Source organism: Verrucomicrobiia bacterium, assembly GCA_035765895.1.
Classification (GTDB): Bacteria; Verrucomicrobiota; Verrucomicrobiia; order Limisphaerales; family DSYF01; genus DSYF01.
In genome coordinates this window covers 1-21593 of record DASTWL010000021.1, presented here as the reverse complement: position 1 = coordinate 21593, position 21593 = coordinate 1, and the positions used below count along the sequence as shown (strand labels likewise).

17 protein-coding genes are annotated in these 21593 nt (G+C 63.2%); 12 read left to right on the top strand and 5 right to left on the bottom strand.

All coding sequences use genetic code 11. The features are described from left to right. Positions 1–862: 862 nt before the first annotated feature. The 4 genes from VFV96_04600 (at position 863) to VFV96_04585 (ending at position 4116) form a co-directional block, all read left to right on the top strand. On the top strand, positions 863–1264 hold the full coding sequence (locus tag VFV96_04600) for a GxxExxY protein (protein ID HEU5069679.1): 402 nt from the start codon (positions 863–865) through the stop codon (positions 1262–1264). A gap of 217 nt (positions 1265–1481) precedes the next feature. Beyond that, a complete protein-coding gene (locus tag VFV96_04595) occupies positions 1482–2282 on the top strand; it encodes a transglutaminase-like domain-containing protein (GenBank protein ID HEU5069678.1) in 801 nt (266 codons plus the stop codon). Then, positions 2279–2917: a hypothetical protein gene (locus tag VFV96_04590; protein ID HEU5069677.1), complete on the top strand. Its 639-nt coding sequence runs from the start codon at positions 2279–2281 to the stop codon at positions 2915–2917. Before VFV96_04595 ends, VFV96_04590 begins: the two co-directional genes overlap by 4 nt. Positions 2918–3705: 788 nt before the next feature. Continuing rightward, positions 3706–4116 carry a hypothetical protein gene (locus tag VFV96_04585; protein HEU5069676.1) on the top strand — a complete coding sequence of 137 codons (411 nt, stop codon included), beginning with the start codon at positions 3706–3708 and terminating at the stop codon, positions 4114–4116. Between the two features lie 166 nt (positions 4117–4282). Here VFV96_04585 and VFV96_04580 read toward each other — a convergent pair whose 3' ends face one another. Both VFV96_04580 and VFV96_04575 read right to left on the bottom strand, forming a co-directional pair. Further along, entirely contained in the window at positions 4283–4606 is a 324-nt protein-coding gene (locus VFV96_04580; protein ID HEU5069675.1) for a transposase, read from the bottom strand. A 356-nt stretch (positions 4607–4962) separates the two neighbouring features. Beyond that, positions 4963–6435 carry a DUF2851 family protein gene (locus VFV96_04575; GenBank protein ID HEU5069674.1) on the bottom strand — a complete coding sequence of 491 codons (1473 nt, stop codon included), beginning with the start codon at positions 6433–6435 and terminating at the stop codon, positions 4963–4965. A 106-nt stretch (positions 6436–6541) separates the two neighbouring features. On the opposite strand from VFV96_04575, the gene VFV96_04570 reads away from it, so the two are divergent. From VFV96_04570 to VFV96_04545, 6 genes are all read left to right on the top strand, one after another. Next, complete coding sequence (locus VFV96_04570) at positions 6542–7930, top strand: trypsin-like peptidase domain-containing protein (GenBank protein HEU5069673.1); 1389 nt, start codon at positions 6542–6544, stop codon at positions 7928–7930. Between the two features lie 69 nt (positions 7931–7999). Continuing rightward, positions 8000–8947 carry an ABC transporter ATP-binding protein gene (locus tag VFV96_04565; GenBank protein HEU5069672.1) on the top strand — a complete coding sequence of 316 codons (948 nt, stop codon included), beginning with the start codon at positions 8000–8002 and terminating at the stop codon, positions 8945–8947. Beyond that, entirely contained in the window at positions 8947–9699 is a 753-nt protein-coding gene (locus VFV96_04560; GenBank protein ID HEU5069671.1) for an ABC transporter permease, read from the top strand. The genes VFV96_04565 and VFV96_04560 overlap by 1 nt, the downstream gene beginning before the upstream one ends. Before the next feature lies 1 nt (position 9700). Beyond that, the gene (locus tag VFV96_04555; protein HEU5069670.1) at positions 9701–11182 is read left to right on the top strand and encodes a GldG family protein; all 1482 of its coding nucleotides are present in this window, start codon (positions 9701–9703) and stop codon (positions 11180–11182) included. 46 nt (positions 11183–11228) lie between these two features. Next, the gene (locus VFV96_04550) at positions 11229–13007 is read left to right on the top strand and encodes a DUF4340 domain-containing protein (GenBank protein HEU5069669.1); all 1779 of its coding nucleotides are present in this window, start codon (positions 11229–11231) and stop codon (positions 13005–13007) included. Continuing rightward, entirely contained in the window at positions 12997–16023 is a 3027-nt protein-coding gene (locus tag VFV96_04545; GenBank protein ID HEU5069668.1) for an AsmA-like C-terminal region-containing protein, read from the top strand. Before VFV96_04550 ends, VFV96_04545 begins: the two co-directional genes overlap by 11 nt. A gap of 20 nt (positions 16024–16043) precedes the next feature. Here VFV96_04545 and VFV96_04540 read toward each other — a convergent pair whose 3' ends face one another. Genes VFV96_04540 through VFV96_04530 form a run of 3 tightly spaced genes read right to left on the bottom strand, consistent with a single transcriptional unit; the run spans position 16044 to position 18233 of the window. Continuing rightward, positions 16044–16784, bottom strand: a complete 741-nt coding sequence (locus tag VFV96_04540) for a prepilin-type N-terminal cleavage/methylation domain-containing protein (GenBank protein ID HEU5069667.1) — start codon at positions 16782–16784, stop codon at positions 16044–16046. A gap of 32 nt (positions 16785–16816) precedes the next feature. Continuing rightward, on the bottom strand, positions 16817–17728 hold the full coding sequence (locus tag VFV96_04535) for a type II secretion system protein (protein HEU5069666.1): 912 nt from the start codon (positions 17726–17728) through the stop codon (positions 16817–16819). A gap of 25 nt (positions 17729–17753) precedes the next feature. Beyond that, entirely contained in the window at positions 17754–18233 is a 480-nt protein-coding gene (locus tag VFV96_04530) for a hypothetical protein (GenBank protein HEU5069665.1), read from the bottom strand. A gap of 427 nt (positions 18234–18660) precedes the next feature. Here VFV96_04530 and VFV96_04525 point away from each other — a divergent pair, with 427 nt between their 5' ends. Further along, positions 18661–21117, top strand: a complete 2457-nt coding sequence (locus tag VFV96_04525; protein HEU5069664.1) for a ComEC/Rec2 family competence protein — start codon at positions 18661–18663, stop codon at positions 21115–21117. 5 nt (positions 21118–21122) lie between these two features. After that, positions 21123–21593, top strand: a 471-nt coding sequence (locus VFV96_04520; protein ID HEU5069663.1) for an AAA family ATPase, incomplete at its 3' end; no start/stop codon positions are given.

Here is a 21593-nt window from a genome sequence, read left to right as displayed (position 1 = left end):
CCGGCAGCGCCACTTGCCCTCGCCAACGCCGGCTGGCACACTCGCCCGTCAAAGGAACCCAAGGGAAATGGCGACTGAGGCTGACACCTGCCGGACGCTGATCCTGCCCAAGCTGCATGCGGCAGGCTGGACGGTGAATTACAGTTCGTTCTGCCGGATATATTAAAATTGCCGCCAATTTCGCAGCGTGGTTCGGTCGGTGAAATCGTGAGCGTGTTCGGTGGCCCGGACGAACCGTGGTCGGCGGCGGGCCGGTTGCAGGAATTGCTCCACGCCTGAAACAACAGCAGACAGGATTAACAAGATGAACAGGATAAAAAAGCAGACCGCCACAGGAACTGTTTGGATGAAAACCCATCCTGTAAATCCTGTTCATCCTGTCAACGGCCTTTCCGTGAACGAAATCATCGACGAATTTGGCGGCGCCGAACGGTTGCCGTGTGCAATAAACCAACTTCAGTCTTTGCTCTGTGCTTAAGGGCTATCGACGATCAACCAGCCTGAACAACAGACTCCAATCACTGCTGTAGGCGGCTTAGCCGATGGCAAAACCAGCACCTCAAGCCCCGACCACCGCCCAATCCCTCGGCGCATTGCTCAAATCCGCGCGCGACATCATGCGCAAGGACAAGGGGCTCAATGGCGGAAACAAGAGACAGGATGAACAGGATTTACAGGATTCAAACCGGAGAAGCACCGGCGATGGAGATTTCAAATATTTGCATCCTGATCATCTTGTTAATCCTGTCAAAAGCAAAGCCAGGATGAATAGGATTTACAGGATTTCAAAACAGAGGCCGAGCAGCGCGGGAAACCTCATCCGGCCGTCATCCTGTCCATCTTGTTAATCCCGTCCAAAACTATGGAAGATCAAGCGCTGACAGAAAAAATCATCGGCTGTGCAATGAAAGTCCACTCTACACTTGGGCCGGGCTTTCTCGAATCAGTGTATCAAAAGGCACTGGCACACGAACTAGGCAAGGCGGGATTGAAGGTCGAATGTGAGAAGGCCATCACGGTTCACTACGATGGCGTCGCCGTGGGCGAATTTTCGGCAGACATGCTTGTGGAAGACCGGGTCATGTTGGAATTGAAGGCCAACCAGGCGCTCGCGCCAGCCAACGAGGTGCAACTGGTCAATTATCTCACGGCCACGGGCATTGAGATTGGGCTGCTGCTGAATTTCGGCGCGGAGCGGCTGGAATTTAAACGCAAGACGCGGACTTATCGCCCCAAACCGTTGCCAAAAGATTTTATCCTGTAAATCCGGTTTATCCTGTCCAATGCCTTCGCCAACTACAGCACCGTCACTCGGAGCGTTGCTCAAGTCGGCCCGCGATATTATGCGGAAAGACAAAGGTTTGAGCGGGGATTTGGATCGTCTTTGCCCTTCTGCCGCGCAGAATTCTTTTCCCGCATTCCCATTGCGCTCAAATCAAGGGAGAATGGTAAGTCTCTGAAACCAACAACCCCAAACTCTCATGTGCCTGAAGATCAGCCGGGTTGAACGGACGTTCGCCTACAATTGGGCCGGTGACCAGATCGTCCCGCCGCTTGTCACGGCGGCGCGCCAGGTGCCGGGCAGCAAACGCACGTCGTTGAACATGGATGTGCGCGAGTTCCTGGCCATCGAGCACAGCGCGGAGGTGCGGCATTTCTTTCTTCACAGCATCGTGGACCGCCGGCCGGTTCCGGAACGGGAAAGGTTCTTCGTCGGTCGCCCGGGCAGTTTTGACTGGCGCATGCGCTGCGTGATCGAGGCGTTCGGCCGGTTCAGTCACCGGCCCGCCAAAGAACGCGGGCGGGAGGCGTGGCTGCTGCCGGCCGAGACACTGGCGAACGGCGGCGGCGATTGCGAGGATCTGGCGTTCTTGTTGGTGGCGCTACTGGGCGAAGCCGGCATCAGCCAGAGCTGCCTGCGGCTGGCGTTCGGTCACCTGGTGGAAACCCATCCGAACGGGCGGCCACGCCGGCACGCGCATGCGTGGGTGATGTATCAACTGGAGGGCGGCGCGTGGATGATTCTGGATCCCATGGAACGGGTGGACCAGCACCTGCGCGCGAAATCACCGGTCAAGCCCGCCGCACCGGTGGCGGGCGCCACCTACGAATATCAACCCTTGTTCGTCTTCAATCGCGATCACCTCTGGCAGGTGCATGGGCCCAAAAGCGAAAAGTCCGTTAGTGAGCTGGATACCTATCTTGGCCGGCGCCGGTTTTGGAAGAACTACGATCCCGCCTTCGCCATGGGGTCCACAACGACATCTTTGACAACCAGATGAAGGAGCTCTCCTGGCTGGAGCGGTTCACGGTGAAAGCGGCAAGCCTTGCGCTGGACGCGAATGTCCTGAGCTACGACCCGCGCGACCACTGCGATTTCGCCTACATTGAGGAGAGTTGGCGGCGCATTCAGGACCGGCTGAACAGCGGCGATGTGAGCGATCTGGGGCGCGCCTGTCATACGGTGGCCGATTTCTACGCGCACACGCTTTACGCGCATGTCGTTCCGCCGAAGTCCGACGCATTGCCGCTCTACGATCCGGCGCATCCGCTGGATCCGGGCATGAACCAGGACGCGGTCTTTGATCGTGCCCGCTTCGACATCAACAACCGCAAGCCAGCGTTAACGGAGGCGGAGACGCGGGTGCGCTGGCAGGGGAAATTGATCAGCGGGCAATGGTGGCGCTGGTTCACGACCTATCCGGATGACATTCAGTCCAAGGCGGAGCTGGCTCCGCGCCGCTGCCTGCCGGACCACGATCTGCTGGCGGTGGATGCCCGCAGCACGAAGGACAATCCGAAGCATCTGTATCCCACCCGGACGGCTTACAATCAGCAATTCGATCTGCGCAAGAGCGCTGCCGAGCGACATGTGCGCGCCCTGTTTCTGGACTGGCAGGCCCGGCACCGCGCTTGAGTTCGCCCGATGAAACCGAACCCGCGGAAGCGCCGGCAAGTTTAGCCCGCACCGAGTCCGCGAAGGCGGTCACGCCGCCAGCCATCGCAGAGCACGCCAGATAACCACTGAGCCGGACACTTGTTCAACCGGGGCACACGTGAGGGGGACGCGGATGGTTGGTCAGGTTGAAACAGCGGGCCGGGCGAGGCTCGGCATTCCGGCTCGCGGCCGGTTTAGCGCTGGACGGACGGGGTCGGGCGGAGTAGATAGGGCTGCATGGCCGCGGAACTTCATTCCGGTGTTGTCTGGGACGTGCATCCCTTAACCGGTGGCCCGGCAACCTGCACCGCAGGTCGCAACCCACGTTTGCTCCGGAAAGCAGACACCGCTTCCACTTTCAACGAAAGCCATACGGGCTAGGCGGCGATGCCCACAGGAGCACACGAATCCATGAGTGAGGACCAGAAGCAAGAAGCGCCGAAATTTCAGCCAGCACAGATTGCGCGTTTCATTTGTGGCATCGTTCTTTTCGGAGTTCTGATGGGAATGCGAGGAGAGTTCGATTTGTTTTGGGTGCGTGCTCTTGTTGCGGGTTGCGCCGGCGCTGTCCTCGGTATTTTCGTCTTGCCGCTTCGGAAGCATGGACGTTGAGATTTTATGACGATGTCTAACCAGCGTGCTGCCGCGAACGGCCTCTCCGCCGTGCATTCGAGCATTGCGGGAGTGCGTGAGCGCACCGTGCGCTCCATCGCCGCCGCCGCGGCCGTCGCTGAGCCTGGGGTATTCGGCAACAAATCGCACGTCACATGAGTGAGGACATCAATCGGGAGATTTTGGTTGAGCTTCGCAAGCTCAAGCACGTGTTTTACGTGATTCTGATCTTTATCACCTTGGGCTCGGTGCCTCCCTTCTATGCTGGATTTATACGAGGGTTATCGAAGGCAGATTCATGGGACCAGGTCACGACGGCAATGAGACGCCAGGATTTTCCGAAGGCGGTATCCATGGGGCAGACTCTGGTCGCCAGCCAACCGAATTATTACTACGGGCATGCCTGCTTGGGAGCGATCTACTTGGCAATGGGTGACGTTACGAATGCGGAGGCACAGTATTCGCGGGCATATGAGTTGTTCCCCAATGAGGAGAGCGAGAAGGATTTGGCAGCGGTTCGGAAGCGGAAAGCGGCGGGTGGAGATTTCAAACTGCTGACCAAATGAGACCGACATTGCCGAACCAGATCACTGCAGCCCACGCCGGATGGCGCATTCAGTTCCGCTTTCGCGGTTCACGTCGCCGGCCGGGCGTGGCTGAGTTCTGGCGTTCGTTTCGCGGCTCGACAGGTTTGGGGTGGCGGAGTAGATAGGTCTTCATGGTGGCTGCTCTTCATTCCTGCGTTGTTTGGGGCGTGAGTCCCACAACTTGTTTGACGTTATAGGCCAGTGTCATCAGGCTCCATTCGGTCCGCACTTTGGCGAGTCCTTTCAACATGATGTGCGTGTCGCCGAACCAGCGCTTGAGCGTGCCGAACGGATGTTCGGCCAGTTGCTTCCTCAACCGGAACTTCGCCGGCTGTTGTTTCATCCGCAGCGCCATCGCTTCCATCAGGTGTTCATTCGCCTCCCGCGTGAGCGTGCGGTTTTGTTGGTTCCGCGTGCACTGGCTTTTCAGCGGGCAGGCCTTGCAGCCTCTGGCCCGGTAATACTTCAACGCGCGTCACCGCATCGTTGCGGCGCAACCGCTGGCGGTGTTGATGGTTTTTGGTTGATAGCTGAGAGGGAGGGAAAATTTATGCCAAAAGGATTTTTTACTCAAAGCGCAAGCGTGTTACTTTCCAAACCAACCACGCTTGATGCCATTACAGCGCTTTCTCCGGCCTGCGGCCACGTTGACTCCCTCACGTCCCCACTCGTTCGGCCTCCCGGCCTTCGCTGCTGCGAATTCCCCTCGGCGTCCCCCGAACGGCTCGGGTCTCCCCAGAGCGGAGAAGGGATTCCCGCGGGCGAGGGGCAGGGCTGGAGCTGGACATCGAGAGTCATGACGTGCGGAGGTTTTTGGGCCGTTTCTCAGCTCACAAAACTCCGCACCAGTTCCGGGAAGCGGCAATCGGCACAGATCGCGTTGGAATGATCGCAGAAGTCGCGGACGATTTGCAGCAAGCCTTGCTGGGCCGACGCGGTGCGGAACCTCGGGGCGCCGCCGAGCAACCTTTGCCGGGCCAGCTTGAGCGTCGCGTTGTCCTCGCCCGCGGGCCAGGTGTGATAACACGTTTCGAGCGCGTTCCGCCAGGCGGCGTTGCCGCCCTCCGCCGCGCGGGCCCAGAGCCACGGCAGAATGACGTTCACGGCGAGGTCGGTCACCCGCGCTTCGCCCAGCAACGGCTGCGGCCGCGGCGCTCGCGCCGAACGCAGCGTGAGATGATGCGTCCAGAAATCGTCCCGCGCCGGTTGCAACACGCGGGCCAGCGAATGAACCCGTTGCGCGGGCGTGCCTCCATTGCTTCGCGCCTCCCTGCCCGCGCCTGACGCCGCGGTCCCCACAACCTGATCGGCGCACCATTGTTCGAGCCGGCCGACAAAGCCGTCGTCCATCAGCCAGTGCGCCGCCAGCGCCAGGCGACGCTGCGGATGGTTCACCGGACGAATGCCGTGCAGGCGCCAGAGCGGGCGCGGCAACTGGCAATCCGTAAAGACGTCTCGCTCGCGCCACCAGCGGTCCCAAAGCTGCCGCACAAAGCCGTCCGCCAGCGGCCGGGCGCGGGTGAGGTCGAGCGGCAGCAGGTTGGCAACGCCGAGCAGGCGCGCTTGCAGGCCGGCCACAGAGTCGGCCCCGGCAAACCAGCGCGAACGCAATTCGGCGAGCCGTTGCATTGCCCAGGAGTTGTGCTTGTAACCCAGCGCGCGGAACAAACCTTCCCACAGGCTTTGTTCCCAGCCGGCGTCACGGGCGCGCGCCGCCAACTGCGCGGCTTTGGCGGCCAGACGAACCTGCGCGGCTTGTTGCAACAGCGCCCGCATTGGTTCGTGGTCCAATTCCCGGAGCGGCGCAGCACAACGGCCTTGCAGCGCTTCAGGCAGGCCGCCGGTCGGTGCGCCGCCCAGCCAAATCGCCAGTTCGGCCAGGGGCGAATCCAGCACCGCACCGACGGACAACACCGGCGGACCGGACGAGGGCGTTTTCCGGGCCGACCAGACCACATGCAGAATCACGGACCGAAACGCCGGGTTGCGGTCGTGGCCGTGCGCGTGCCAGCCGTTGACCTCCAGGTCGATTTCAATGTCGCCGTTCACCGGCAGGGCCTCCCCGAACTGCACCACGGCGCCGCGAAAATCCGGGCCGCCCTCGCGATTGTGAAAGCCGGGGTGAAGGATTCGCACGGGCCGCCCGTCCAAGGTGCTCAGGTGCTCGCGGCGCAGGCGCTGTTGCTGCCAGATGTGTTGCAGCAGTTGCTCCGGCGGCGCTCCGCCTTCCCGCAACGCAGGCGGGAGGCCGGCCGGGCGGCGCCAACTGGCGTAGAAACTGTTGCCGGCGAGGGACACGCGAATTGCTTTTGGGCCAGGCGCTGCGCAAAGTCAAGCCACCGGCCGGCTGGACCGGAAAATGATTGAACGCAACCGCCCGGCATTTTGACTGTTGATAATGAGTATGAAACACAGGTTTTTTTGGCGCCAATGCCTGGGGGCGATGGCTGCGGCCGTGTTCGGCTGGAGCGTCCTGCCCGCCCGCGCCGCAGTGACCGTCGGCCTGCCGGAAGCGCCGGAATTCGACATCCGGCGCGACGCCACGGTGGCCGCCGTGGAGCGGACGTTGCCGAGCGTCGTGAACATCGCCACCTCGCGGCTGGTCGAGTATCACGATTACTACGAGGACCTGCGGCGCGAATTCTTCGGCCTGCAACCCGCCCAGCCGCGCACCGAGGAACAGCTCAACAGCCTGGGCTCGGGCGTCATCATCGACGAGGACGGTTACATCCTGACCAACTGGCACGTGGTCAGCCGCGGCAGCCGCGTGCAGGTGAAACTCGCCGATGGCCGGGTGTATGACGCGGACAAAATTGTCGCCACGCAGAAAAGCGATGTTGCGCTGCTCAAGATCAAAGCCAAGCCCGGCGAGAAGTTTCAGGCGATCAAATTTGCCCGGCCGGATGATTTGATGCTGGGCGAAACCGTGATTGCCCTGGGCAATCCCTTCGGCCTGGGCGTGTCCGTGTCCCGCGGCATTCTCAGCTCCAAAAACCGGCGCCCGGCCACCGGCAACGAGCCGCTGAACATCGCCGACTGGCTCCAGACCGACGCCGCCATCAATCCCGGCAACAGCGGCGGCCCGCTGGTGGACCTCCGGGGTGAGCTCATCGGCATCAACGTGGCCGTTTACCGTGAAGGCCAGGGCATCGGGTTTGCCATTCCCGTGAAGCAGGTTTCGCTGGCCATTTCGCAGTTCTTTTCGCCCGAGGTGACCTATTCGCTGTGGTTCGGCGCGCACGTGCAGGCCGGATCGACGCCCTTGACGATTGCGGACGTCCAGCCGGGCAGCCCGGCCGCGCTGGCCGGTTTGCAGGGCGGCATGCACATCCTCGAAGTCAACGGCAAGCCCGTGGCCACGGTCGTCGAATTCAACGGCGCCATGGCCGCCAGCGAAAATCATGTGGCCAGCCTCGTCACGGAAACCGACGGCCAGCGCCGCAGCATCAAGGTGCGGATGATGCCGTTCGAGGACATGTTGAAACAGAAAACCGGCCTGACGCTGCGGGAGCTGAATCCGCAGACGGCCGCGCGCCTGGGCCTCTCCAGCACGGACGGGCTGCTGGTGGACACGGTTGAAGCCGGCAGCCCCGCGGCCGCCGCGGGACTCAAGAGCGGCGTGCTGCTGGAAGGCGTGGACGGCACCGGCGTCGCGGACCTGCTGGATTGCGGCCTGGCGTTCACCGGCAAGCAAACGGGCGACACCGCGACGCTCAACCTGATTGTGCCCCGCAACCTCGGCAACGGCTTCATCAACCTGGTCCGGACCCAGCTGGACCTGAAAGTGCGCTGACAATTTTTGTTCGCCCGAACCGCCGGCGGTTGCATACCCTTGGCGCGTTCTGACAATGCCTTTAGGCTTATGATCGAAGTCGCCAATCTCACCAAGCGGTATGCCGGCCATACCGCGGTGGATGACATTTCATTCACCGTCGAGCGGGGCGAAATCGTCGGCCTGCTCGGTCCCAACGGCGCGGGCAAAAGCACCACCATGCGCGTGTTGTCCAGTTACCTGCCGGCCACCGCCGGCACGGTGCGCGTCGCCGGGCTCGATGTCTTCCGGGATTCCCTGGAAGTGCGGCGCCGGATCGGGTTCATGCCCGAAAACAATCCGCTCCACACGGAAATGCGCGTCCGGGAATACCTGCGGTTTCGCGCGCGCATCAAGGGCATGAGCCGCAGCCGGACGCGGGAGCGGGTGGACACGGTGCTGACCCAGTGCGGCTTGACGGACGTGGCGCGGAAGATCATCGGCACCTTGTCGAAAGGCTACCGGCAGCGCGTCGGCCTCGCGGACGCCCTGCTCCATGAACCGGACCTCATCATTCTTGACGAACCGACCATCGGGCTGGACCCGCATCAAATCCGGGCCGTGCGGCAGCTCATCAAGAGCCTGGCGGACAATCACACGGTGCTGATTTCCTCGCACATCCTGCCCGAAGTGGAGATGACCTGTAACCGCGTGCTCATCATGTATGATGGCAAGATTCTGGCGGCCGACACCCCGGCACAATTGCAGCACCGGATGAACAGCAGCAGCCAGATCATCGCCGAACTGGCCGCGCCCGAGGCCCAGCTGCGGGAATGCTGGGCGGCCATGCCCGAGATCGAGCAGTTCGACGTCTCCCCGCTGGACGGCGCGTTTTTCCGGTGCGCCATCACGCCGCGGGACGGCGCGGATTTGCGGGCGGCGATTTTTCAGATTGCGCGCAGCCGCGACTGGGCGCTGCGGGAACTGACCCGGAACCGGCATTCGCTGGAGGACATTTACGTGCAGGTGACGCGGCCAAACGAGGAGGATGAGGGCTGATGCAGGTTTTTCTTTCGCTCACGCGCCGTGAACTGGCGTCGTATCTGGTTTCCCTTTCCGGCTACGTGATCGTGGCCGCGGCCACCTTTTTGACCGGGTTCAGCTTTGTCATGATGCTGACGCAGCTGATCAACGAGCCGTCGCCGATGCCGATCACGGAAATGTTCTACGTCACGCCGTTCTTCTGGATCATCCTCCTGCTGGCGGCGCCGGTCATCACGATGCGGACGTTCGCGATGGAAAAATTTGCCGGCACCTACGAAACCCTCATGACGGCGCCGGTGCGCGACGGCCAGGTGGTGCTGGCCAAATTCACGGCCGCCCTGCTGTTTTACCTCGTCATGTGGCTGCCCATGCTCGCGTGCCTCGCCATCATCCGCCACTTCACCGGTGATCACAGCCCGGTGGACTGGGGCGCGCTGGGCAGCACGTATCTGGGCATCCTGCTCGTGGGCGCGCTGTTCTTGTCGATGGGTTGTTTTGCCTCGTCGCTGACGCACAGCCAGACCATAGCCGCCATGATCAGTTTTGCGCTGTGCACGAGCCTGTTCCTGCTGAGCTTCCTGCCGACGCAACTGCCCATCTCGGCCGGCTGGGCGGCGCAACTGCTTTCCAGCGTGGCCCTGTTCGATCAGATGCATGACTTTGCCCGGGGTGTGGTGGACACGCGGTCCGTGGTCTTCTTCGCAAGTTTCACGGCGTTCTTCCTGTTCCTGACGCTGCGGGTCGTCGAAAGCCGACGCTGGAAATAACATGGCCGCCAAATCTCAACACACCCCCAGCTTTTCGCCGGGACGCAAATGGGGCATCGGGTTCAGCGTGCTGGTGGGCCTGGCCGCCACGCTGGCCATCGTCGTCATGCTGAATTACATCAGCCGGAATTTCTTCTTCCGCCGGCTGTTCCTCAGTTCCCAGACCCGCATCGAGTTGTCAGCGCAAACGCTCAGCCTCCTCAAGTCGGTGACCAACAACGTCAAGGTCACGCTGTATTACGACAAGGAGGAGCCCATGTTCACCACCGTGGCGGCGCTGGTGAACGAGTATCACCTGCACAATCCCAAGATCACGGTCAACACCGTGGACTACACGCGCGACACCGCCGGCGCCCAGGCCGTGAAGACCAAATACAAGGACTTCTTCACCGCACCAACCGACAAGGATCTGGTCATTTTTGATTGCAACAATCATGTCCGCGTCGTGAACGGCGATGCACTCACGGAGTATTCCCTTGAATCCGTGCCGAACGAAAAGGAACGCGAGTTCCGCAAAAAGCCGGTGGCCTTCAAGGGCGAAATGATGTTCTCCGCCATCCTGCGCGCAGTGATCAATCCCAAGCCGCTGCTGGCCGGCTACCTTGTCGGGCACGGCGAACGCGAAGCCCAGAAGGAGGACGACCAGATGGGCTACATGAAGTTCATTTCCGTGGTCCAGCAAAACTATTTGCAGGTGGCCGCCATCAGTCTGCTCGGCACGAACACCGTCCCCGCCGAATGCAGCGTCCTCATCATCGCCGGCCCGCAAAGCCCGATTCCGGACGTGGAACTGGACAAGATTGAAAAATATCTCGAATCCGGCGGCCGGCTGTTCGCGTTGTTTGACTGCACCTCCGTGAACAAGGAACTGGGCCTGGAAAAATTGCTGGCCAAATGGGGCGTCGATGTCACCGGCAAAATCATTCAGGACGACGACAATTCGCTCCGCGGCCAGGACATCCTGATCAGCCGGTTCTCGAAACATCCCGTGGTGAATGCCCTCTTGAATTCGCGCATCCACATGATTCTGCCGCGCGCCGTGTCGCGCATCGACTCCGCCACGGCGGCGGCCGACGCGCCCAAGGTCGAAGAACTCGCCTTCACCGGGCCGAAGTCCATCGTCGTCGGCCAGACCAACCTGCCGCCGCGCTCCTATTCCGTGGCGGTCGCCGTCGAGAAGGGCGCCGTCACCGGCGTGACGTCCGAGCGCGGCACCACCCGCATCGTGGTCACGGGCGACTCGCTGTTTCTCAGCAACCTGATGATTGATTCCGCGGGGAATCGCGACTTCGCCAGCTACGCCCTGAACTGGCTGCTCGACCGGACGGAAATGTTGCAGGGGCTGGGGCCGCGCCCGGTGAAGGAATTCACCGTGGTCATGACGCGGACGCAGATGAAATCGGCGGAGCTGTTGCTGCTCGCCGCCCTGCCCGGCGCGGTGCTGTTGGCCGGGCTCCTGGTCTGGCTGCGGCGGCGCAGTTAGGAACACGGACGGGTTGGCCCACGGCACGGCGAAACGACGAACCGGCATGAACACGAAAAACACCTGGCTTCTTCTGGCAGTGGCCGCGTTGCTCTTCGGGTTCATTCTGGGCTACGACAAGTTCGTGGCCGGCCCGCAACGGGCCCCGAAGCTGGTGCTCCCGGGATTCAAGCCCGGCACCATCACCGCCGTCCAGGTGCGGTCCGCCAAACAGCCGGAAATCATGGTCCGCCGCACCAATGACAATTGGGAACTGACCAGGCCGCTCGCCTATCCGGCCCGCACCGAGGCGGTGGAAGGTCTGCTCACCACCCTGGCCCGGCTTTCGCCCGATTCCACGCTCACACCGCGGGAGCTGCTGGACCATCCCAACGCGGAAACCGAGTTTGGCTTCGACGACCCGCTGGCCACCTTGATCCTGTCCAGCGGTGCCGAACGGCGGCAGGTGCTCATCGGCGCCCGCACCAGCCCGGGCGACCAGGTGTTCGTTGAAGTCGTCGGTGTGCCGGGCATTCACCTCGTCTCGACCAACCTCCTCACCGCCCTGCCCCAGAAGCCGGACGACTGGCGGGACACCGCCCTGCTCAACTGGCCGGCGCTCCACTTTGACCGCCTCCTTGTCAACAACGGTTCACGCACGCTCGAACTCGCCCGCAACAGGACCAACCAACTGTGGCGGCTGGTGCGGCTGCAGTCGCGGGCGAACAGCGCGTTGATCGACAGCATGCTGACCAATCTCGAAACGCTTCGCGCCGAGGAATTCGTCACCGACGATCCGCGCGCCGATCTGGACGCCTACGGTTTGCAGCCGCCGGACCTTGAAATCACCCTGGCCCAGGGCACCAATCCGGTGGCCGCACTGCAATTCGGCCGCAGCCCGACCAACAACGCCAAGCTCATCTACGCCCGACGCTCCGGCCACGAGAATGTGCTGGCCGTGCCGAAGGAAGCCCTGGCGGAGTGGCGGCTGGGGCCGGACGATTTCCGCGACCGGCATCTCGTGGATTTCACGGCGCTGCCGGACGCCCTCGAGGTTCGCGGCGTGGACCAGTTCACGCTGGTGCGCCAGACCAATCAGAACTGGCGCGTGGAACCCCAGGGCTTCGTCGCGGACACCAACTACATGAACCTGATCCTCACCACCCTGGCCCGCGCCGAGGTGGTGCAATTTGTCAAGGACGTGGTCGCCGAACCCGATCTGCCTTCCTACGGACTGGCGCCCCCGCGCGTGACCTGCACGCTCGTGACGGGCAGCGGCACGAACGCCACCCGGCTCGGGCTGTTGTTCGGCACCAACGAAGCCGACCGTGTTTACTGCAAACGCACCGACGAGAAGTCGGTTTACGCCATTCGCCGGGCTGACTTTGAGATCCTGCCGCGGGCCAGCTGGGAGCTGCGGCCGCGCCGCATCTGGCACTTCAATGAAAGCGACGTCGCCCGCGTGCGCATCGAACAGGGCGGCCGCACGCGCGAGCTGGTTCGCAACGGCACCAGCACCTGGTCGCTCGGCACGAACTCGTTCGGCAGCATCAACCCCTTTGCCGTGGAGGAAACCGTCCATCGCGTGGGCGATTTGAACGCCGCTTTTTGGACGGCCCACGGCGACTTCAACCGCGCCACGTATGGCTTTACCAATCCGGTGCACCGGCTGACGTTTGAAATGAAGGACGGCTCGCAGCACACGCTGGAATTCGGCGGCACCGCCCCCTCCCAGTTTCCCTACGCCACCACCACCATTGACGGCCAGCCGTGGGTGTTCGAATTCCCGTGGGACACCTACCAATACATCCAGACCTACTTGAGCATTCCCGTCCGTGAGCTCTGATTCCCACCGCAAACGCCGGCGCACCGGTTGGCAGCGACTCCGCGTTTATTTCCGGCGCTGCCGCATCACCGTGCTGGTGCTGCTGCTGGTGCTGGTCTGCGCCGGCGCGTATCTCAACCAGATCGGCCTGCCCGGCTTCGTCAAGCGCCCGGTGCTTGAAAACCTGCGCGCCCGCGGTGTGGACGTGCAGTTCTCCCGCCTGCGGCTGCGCTGGTATCGCGGCATTGTGGCGGACGATGTCCGCGTGGTGGGCACGAATGCCACAACCCTCCCGCGCTTCTCTGCCCGCTCCGCCGACGTGCAGTTGGACTATGCCGCGCTGGTCCACCTCAAGGCGGAGGTGCGCGGCATCACGTTGCGCGGCGGCAATGTGGTGTGGAACCTCGGCGGAACCAATGAACCCGCGCGCGAACTGAGCCTCACCAACCTCACGGGAACGCTGCGATTCCTCCCGGACGATGAATGGCGTCTCGACCATTTGCAGGCCGATTTTGCGGGGGCGCACTTCCAGGCCACGGGCCAGATCTTCAACGCTTCGGCGCTCCGCGAATGGCCGGTGTTTCACGGCCAGGGCAAACGCCCGTCCCGCGGCGCGGCCGCACGTCTGCGCGCCTTCCACGACCTGTTGCAGCAGATTCACTTCATCCGGCCGCCGGAGTTTGAACTGCGCCTGACCGGCGACGCGAAGGATCCGGAAAGCTTCGGCGGCGCGCTCTCGCTGAACGCCGCCGGCGCGTTGACGCCGTGGGGCGAGCTGCAAAACGGCGTCCTGCTGGCGCAGTTGCTGCCCGCCCAAACCAATGCGCCGCATGCCGCGGAACTCAGCCTGGTTGCCGAACGCGCCAGCACGCGGTGGGCAGCGCTGCGCAATTTGAATTTCGACCTGAACGTCGCCCGGTTCATGGATGACACCAACCGGCTGCGCTGCTGGTGCACGCTGCAGGCCGGGGAGGTGAAAACCGAGTGGGCCTCCGCGGGCTCGCTGCGGGCCCACGCGGACTGGATTCAAAGCCAGACCAACGCCGTGCCGGTCGCGGGCGAGATTGACCTGCACGGCGAGAACATGACTTCGCGCTGGGCGAAAACCGGAAGCGGCTCCGCGGTGGTTCACTTCCGGCCCGCGTCGAACAACATACCACCCGATCCCGCGCTCGGGCCGTGGTCCAAGCTGCTGCCCTACGCCCTGGAGGTGACGGCCGCCCTGACCAATGCCACCGTGCACGACATCGCCCTCCCCCAACTCGGCGTCGCCCTCCAGTGGGAAGCGCCGGGAGTGACCTTGTCCAACCTGCAAGTCCGCCTGCCGCAGGGTGGTTTTGCGGCACGCGCAACGGCGAACGTGCAGTCCCGGCGGCTGGAGTTCGCCGGCCAGACGCACTTTGACCTGCGCCAGCTGGATCCGGTGCTGACCGAGAAAAGCCGGGCGTGGCTGGATCATTTCACCTTGCACCAACCGCCGGCTCTGGAGCTGGCGGGACATTTGACGCTGCCCGCATGGACCAACCGCACGCCCGACTGGCGCGGCGAAGTGCAGCCGGGCATTGTGCTGGCAGGCTCGGTGCAGGTCACCAACGCAGCGTATCGCGGCATCAGCGCGCTCACGGCCGTCACGCATTTGACCTACTCCAACCGCGTCTGGCATCTGCCCGACCTCGCCCTGACCCGGCCGGAGGGCACATTGCTCGTGAACCTCCAGTCCGACGAGATCAGCCACGACTTCAACATCAAATTGCGCGGGCCGTTTGATCCGCGCCTGCTCCAGGATCAACTGGGCGAGAAGGGCCGGCGCGGGCTCGCATATTTGGAATACACCACGGCGCCGCAACTGGACGTGGAAGTCCTCGGCCGCTGGTATGATCACGACCGGCTGGCCGCGCGTGGTCAGGTGACGTGGACCAATTTCAGCTTCCGCGCGCAGCATGCCGACTGGCTTGAAGCCTCGCTGGATTACACAAACAAGGTGCTGAATGTGATTCATCCGCTCGTCCGGCGTGGCACCGAACGCGCCGAGGCGGACGGCCTGCGGTTTGATTTTGCGAACAACCGGGCCTACCTGACGAACGGTTTCAGCGACACCGACCCGATGGTCATTGCCACGGCCATTGGCCCCAAGACCGCGGCGGCCGTGGAGCATTATCAATTTCTGAAGCCGCCCGTGGCCCGCGTCCATGGCGTGATTCCGCTGAAAGGCGAGGCTGACGCCGACCTGCATTTCGACCTGGAAGGCGGGCCGTTCCGCTGGCTGCGCTTCAACCTGCCGCACATCGCCGGGCACATCGACTGGGCCCACGAAAGCGTCACCCTGACGAACATCACGGCCGCGTTCTACGGCGGTCAGGCGCGGGGTGATGCGTGGTTCGACGTGCATGAGCACGACCGGACCCCCTTCCGGTTTGCCGTGGCCATCACCAACACGGATTTGCACGCGTTGATGGTGGATTTGCATTCACCGACCAACCGGCTCGAAGGCGCGTTGTCCGGCACGCTGGTCATCACCAATGCCGAGACGCATGATTTCCATTCGTGGAACGGTCACGGTGAGGCCAGCCTGCTCAACGGGCTGATTTGGGACACGCCGGTGTTTGGCATCATGTCTTCGGTGATGAACAGCGTGGTGCCCGGCATCGGCAACAGCCGCGCCAGCGAAGCACGCGGCACCTACACGATCACCAACAGCGTCATTTATACGAAGGATCTGGACATCCGCGCCTCAGCCATGCGCCTGCAATACGCCGGCACGGTGGATTTCGGCATGCGCATCGATGCGCGCGTCCAGGCGGAATTGCTGCGGGACACCTGGTTCTTCGGCCGGCTGATGAGCACCGCCCTGTGGCCCGTCAGCAAGCTGTTTGAATACCGGGTCACCGGCACGCTCGCCAACCCCAAGGCCGAGCCCATCTATTTCCTTCCGCGCATGTTCCTCGCGCCGTTGCACCCGATGAAGTCACTGAAGGAGATGATGCAGGAGCCGAACTCCGACACCAACGCGCCGGTCTTTGAGCCGCTCGAACCGTGAGCCGGCCGAACGGCCGGCGTTCAGGGCGCGGCCGCGTAATTGATGCGGCCCGCCGGCGTCACCGCCCAGAGGTTGAGCGGACCAAGGATGCGGTCGAAGCGCACAAACCGCACGCTGCTGTCGCCAAAGAGGTAATTGGCGCCACCAGTCCCGGAGTTCTCTGTCCCGGTGCCGCTGTGCCGGCTGCGATCCAGCTCAAACAAATCATTGCCCACCACGCCGCCTGGCTCCGCCTCCAGCAAATCCATGTAAAAGTGCGGCGAGGTGTTTTTCTTCTCGCCCAGCACCACGGTATCCACCGGCAACGCGATGGCCGACTCCTTCATGGAGCCCGGATAGGTCGAGCCCATGTAGGCGTCCATTTGCGGGCGGGTGAGCGTGTCCTTCATGTAATCGTTCCACCCATTGATGATGTAGCTGCGGGGCAGGCCGTCGTTCGGATAGTGCGCCGGGTCGGCCCCCGCCCAGCTTTGCGGGTTGGCCTTGTCGTTTGGGCAGAGCAGCAGCCGGTTGTCCTTGTAGCCGTCATGGAACCGGGACGGCCACGTGTTGAAGGCGCTCCGCGGCGGGAATAAATCGCCGTTGTCGTCCAGATACATCCGGATCGCGAGCCCGAGCTGGCGCAGATTGTTCACGCAGGAAATCTTGGTCGCCTGCGCCTTGGCCTTCCCCAGCGTGGGCAGCAGCATCGCCGCCAGAATGCCGATGATGGCGATGACCACGAGCAGTTCGATCAGGGTGAACGCGCGCTGCTTTTTCATGATTGCCTCGCAGACGATGGGGTGGTTTCAGTTCATCGGGCCGACGTGCGTTGCCGCATCCATTCCCAATCCAACCGGTCGTGCGGATCGGTGATCGGCGTGCCGGCGCCCACCTTGCGGCCGGACTTTTTCCACCGGTGCGCCTCCGAATGCCCGTCGGCGAACGCAAAGCCCGCGCCGGAATTGTGGTAGGTGCCGGGCACATCAAACCACGCCGGCTCTTCCATGCCAAAGGCAAAAGCGGCGTCGTTGATTCGGGCGACGTCCTCGTCCAACAACACCCAGAGCATGGCCGGGCCGGGTGCGTTGATGGCGGAAAACTTGCCGTAGGTGGACCACGGCGCGTTGCGCTGGTGATTGTGCTGGTTGTTCAGCCACGGTCCGTTGACCGACATTTTGGGCGACCCCGTGTGGTTCGCCGGTCCGCCCAGGCTGACTTGATTGTAGCCGGAACAAATGGTGCCCACGGCCTGGTTCATCGAAAACGTGCGTGCCGCCGGCACGGTTCGCCCCCGCATCGCCGGGTCGCTGCCCTGATACACGCCTGTCCGCCGGTCGCCCGGACAATGAAACAACGAGGCGTTGCCCGAGAGGTAGCTGATGAGCAGGCTGCGGGACGGATCCTTCAACACATCCGGGTCAAACTCGTTGGGCCCGCCAATCTGGGCGTTGCCGCTGCACCAGTTGTGGCCCGGCACCGTGTTGCCGTCATCCGGATTGGGCGGGAAAAAGTCGTCGTTGTCATTGCCATAAAGCATCATGGCCACCATCAACTGTTTGCCGTCGTTCAAGCACAGCACGCCCTGCGCACGCTGTTTGGCGTGCGACAACGCCGGCATCAACAGCGCCGCCAGAATGCCGATGATGGCGATGACCACCAGCAGTTCGATGAGCGTGAACGCCCGTGGCGGGACATCCGTCGTGGGGGCTTGATTGGCGTTCATGTTGTCGCTGCCTGATTGTCGCTGCCTAAGGGCCGGCGGCCGGACTGCCGCCGAGGTTGAAATCATGCTCGCCGGTGAGCTTGCCCGCTTTGACCACCAGCCGATACTCGGCGCCCGGCGTCAGCGGCTCCGGTTCCAGTCCGGGTTGAGCGGGTTGCATCCCCGCGACCGGCAGGCCGTAGGCAAATCCCTCCATGGGCGGCGAACCCGACGGGGAAACCAGCTCCCACAGGGCCCGGGCATATTTGTTGGTGCGATACTCGGCTAGCGGCACCACCTTGATCTCCGTGAGCCGGCATTTTGGGTGCAGGGAAAAGGTCACGTTGCCCAGCGTCTGCCGGCCAGAGGGATCGAGCCGGCGGTTGCCGCTCCACGCCTCCCGCAGCGAACGCTGCGAGTGTTCGATGTGGAGCACTTTGGCGCGGAACCAGTCGGTAAACCAAATCACATAAACCCCGATCAGGACCACGACCAACCCCACCAGAAAAAATTCCTTCCTGTTCATGACGACCCCGCTTGTGACGGAGAATTGGACCGTGCCGCGCCGCAAATATTCATCTCCGTGCCCGCAAATTAATGCCATCCCGAACTGTCCGGTGCCGCCAAGGGCAAAGACGGGGTGACGCATGCACGTCACCCCGCCCCAACCACCCCACCAAATTGGCCCCGGCTTATCCCATACAGACACGGTTATGCCCGGTTTGTTACGAAGAATTTTTCGCGAAACGAAAAACTGACCGCGGGCGGCGTTGGCACCACGGCGTCCAGGCTGCCCGGCCGGCCAGGCGACGTTGTCATGAATTTGCAAAATCGCGCCCGGGCGGATTCCTGGCCGACGGCTGTAAGAATTCCCGCACTGTTTGGGAGCGTTGGTTAGCCCCGGATTTTTGCGTGCCTTTCAGGGTGATCTTGGTTCAATGGTCGCATTCTGCATGCGCCGACCGCTGGTGATTGTGGCCTTGTTGTATGCCGCCGGATTGCTGCTGGCGGAAACGGCGCAACCACCCCTGATCTGGCTCTTCGCCATCGCCGGGCCGTTGCTGGGTTTCGCGCTCGCCTGCCCGCGCGGCCGCCCGTGGCTCCTGATGCCCCTCGTCCTGCTCCTGGGCTGGATCAATCTGCTCTCGCACACGGTCACGCTCTCGCCCCGCGATGTCCGCGCCGTGGTGTCGTCGGACCCGGCGGAGGTCATCGTGCGCGGGACGTTGGAAGAAACCCCGTCCGTGCGTGTGTTCCTCCGCGATGACGAAGAATCCTTTCGCACGCTCGCCGTGGTGAGGCTGACCGCGCTCCAGCGCGGCGCCACGTGGCTTCCGGTCACGGGCCGGATTCTGACGACCACGCCTGACCGGCTGGACGATTTGTATCGGGGCACCGCCGTGGAAGTGCGCGGTGTCATCGCCCCGCCGCCGGAACCGGTGGCCGTCGGACTGTTCGACTACCGCGTCCATCTCGCCCGGCAGGGGATTTATTTTCAGTTGAAGACGTATTCCACCAACGCGTGGCGGGCACTTTCGCCCGCGACCCCTCCGCTGGCCGATCGCTTCATCGCGTGGGCCAAGCATACGCTGGCCCGGGGTCAGCCGGCCGTGGACGAGCCCCTGCGTCTGCTCTACGCCATGACGCTGGGCTGGAAAACCGGCCTCACCAACGAGGTGTATGCGCCGTTCATGAAGTCCGGCACGATGCACATCTTCGCGATTTCCGGGCTCCACATCGCGTTGATCGCCGGATTGCTCGTCGCCATTTTGCGCGTTCTGCAAATCCCACGGCATTGGTGCGGCGCCGTGGTGATTCCACTGATCTGGTTCTACACCGCGGCCACGGGCTGGCAGCCCTCGGCCATCCGTTCCACCATCATGATGACCATCATCATCGGCGGCTGGTCGCTCGGGCGCCCATCCGACCTGCTCAATTCCCTCGCGGCCGCTGCGCTCATCATTCTGGTCTGGCAGCCGCAACAACTCTTCCAGGCCAGCTTCCAACTGTCGTTCTTTGTCGTGTTGAGCATCGCGCTGCTCGTCCCCCCGTTGCAGCGTCTCGCTGATCGGCTGCTGGCACACGATCCGCTCCTGCCCCGGGAGGTGCTCCCGCGCTGGCGACGCTGGCTGGAAACCGCCTTGCGCTGGCCGACGATGAGTTTTGCCACATCGCTCGCGGCGTGGCTGGGGTCGCTGCCGCTGACGATGCACTACTTCCACCTGTTCAGCCCCGTGACCCTGCTGGCCAACCTCGTCATCGTGCCGATGAGCAGCTGCGCGCTGGCCTCGGCGCTGGGCAGCCTGCTGTGCGGCGGCTGGCTGCCGGGGGTGGGTGAACTGTTCAACCAGAGCGCGTGGTTCTGGATGTCCACGATGGTTCACGCCAGTCATTGGGCCACAACGTTGCCGGGCGCATTTTGCTATGTTCCGTCACCGCCGGCGTGGGGTTACGTCGCTTACTACACGCTGCTGATCGGAGCCCTGAGCGGCTGGTTCTGGAAGCGGCCCAACTGGCGTTGGGGCGGACTCGCCGCCGCTCTCACGCTGGCGGGCGTGGCCTGGGAATGGCAGCGGGCGCGAACGCAGTTCGATGTCACTGTTGTGCCGTTGAGCGGCGGCCACGCGGCGTGGGTGGACGGACCGGGACGCGCGGATGACTGGCTCATCGATTGCGGGAATTCGAACGCGGTCACGTTCGTCACCGAGCCGCTGCTGCACGCGCTTGGCGTCAACCGCCTGCCACGGCTGGCGTTGACGCATGGCGACCTCCAGCACGTTGGCGGCGCCGACCTCATCCGGGCGGATTTCCAGGCGCCGACGGTTTACACGAGTCCAGTGCGCTTTCGTTCGGCCGCGTATCGCGCCATTCTGGACGAACTGGCGGCAGCGCCGGAGCAACACGTGACGTTGTGCTCCGGCGACCGCTCGAGCTGCTGGACCGTGCTGCACCCGGCAGCCGACGACAAATTCGCACAGGCCGACGATGCCGGGCTCGTTTTACGGGGGGAATTTTTCGGCACCCGCGTGCTGTTGCTGGCGGATTTGGGCCGGCCCGGGCAGGAAGCGTTGCTGCGGCGGGCGGCCGACCTCCGCGCAGACATCGTGGTCGCCGGCCTGCCCGAGCAGGGCGAAGCCCTGTGCGACGGCTTGATCACCGCGATCCAGCCGCGACTCATCGTCGTGGCAGATTCGCAGTTCCCCGCCACCAAACGCGCGAGCCTGGGATTGCGCCAGCGCCTGGCCGCGTCCGGCGTTCGCGTGTTGTGCACCCGCGAAACCGGGGCCGTCACATTGCGCTTCCGGCCCGAGGGCTGGCAGGTGACCACGGCGTTCAAACCACCAGCCGAACGAGTAATCAGTGACACGTTCGCGGACGCCCCGCATACTGCGGCGGCAGGCATTCCCTAAAACCCATGAAAGACGCAAACCGGAATTTTGTTCAAGCCGTGCGCGAACGCGTGGCCGAGGTGGTGGTCGGGCAGGACGTTGTGGTCGAGCGCATGATGATCGCGCTGCTGACCGGCGGCCATTTGCTGCTGCTGGGCGTGCCGGGCATCGCGAAGACCCTGCTCGTGAACGCCGTCGCGCGGGCCGTGGATTTGAAGTTCAGCCGCGTGCAGTTCACGATCGACATGCTGCCGTCGGACATCCTCGGATCCGAATTGCTCGACCAAGCCACTGGCAAATTTCGCACGCATCAAGGCCCGGTATTCACCAACCTGCTGCTCGCCGACGAAATCAACCGCGCGGCACCCAAGGTGCAGAGCGCGTTGCTCGAAGCCATGCAGGAACGCAAGGTCACCATCGGCAACACCAGCTATCCCCTGCCCGTGCCGTTCCTCGTCATCGCCACGCAAAACCCCATCGAACAGGCCGGCACATTC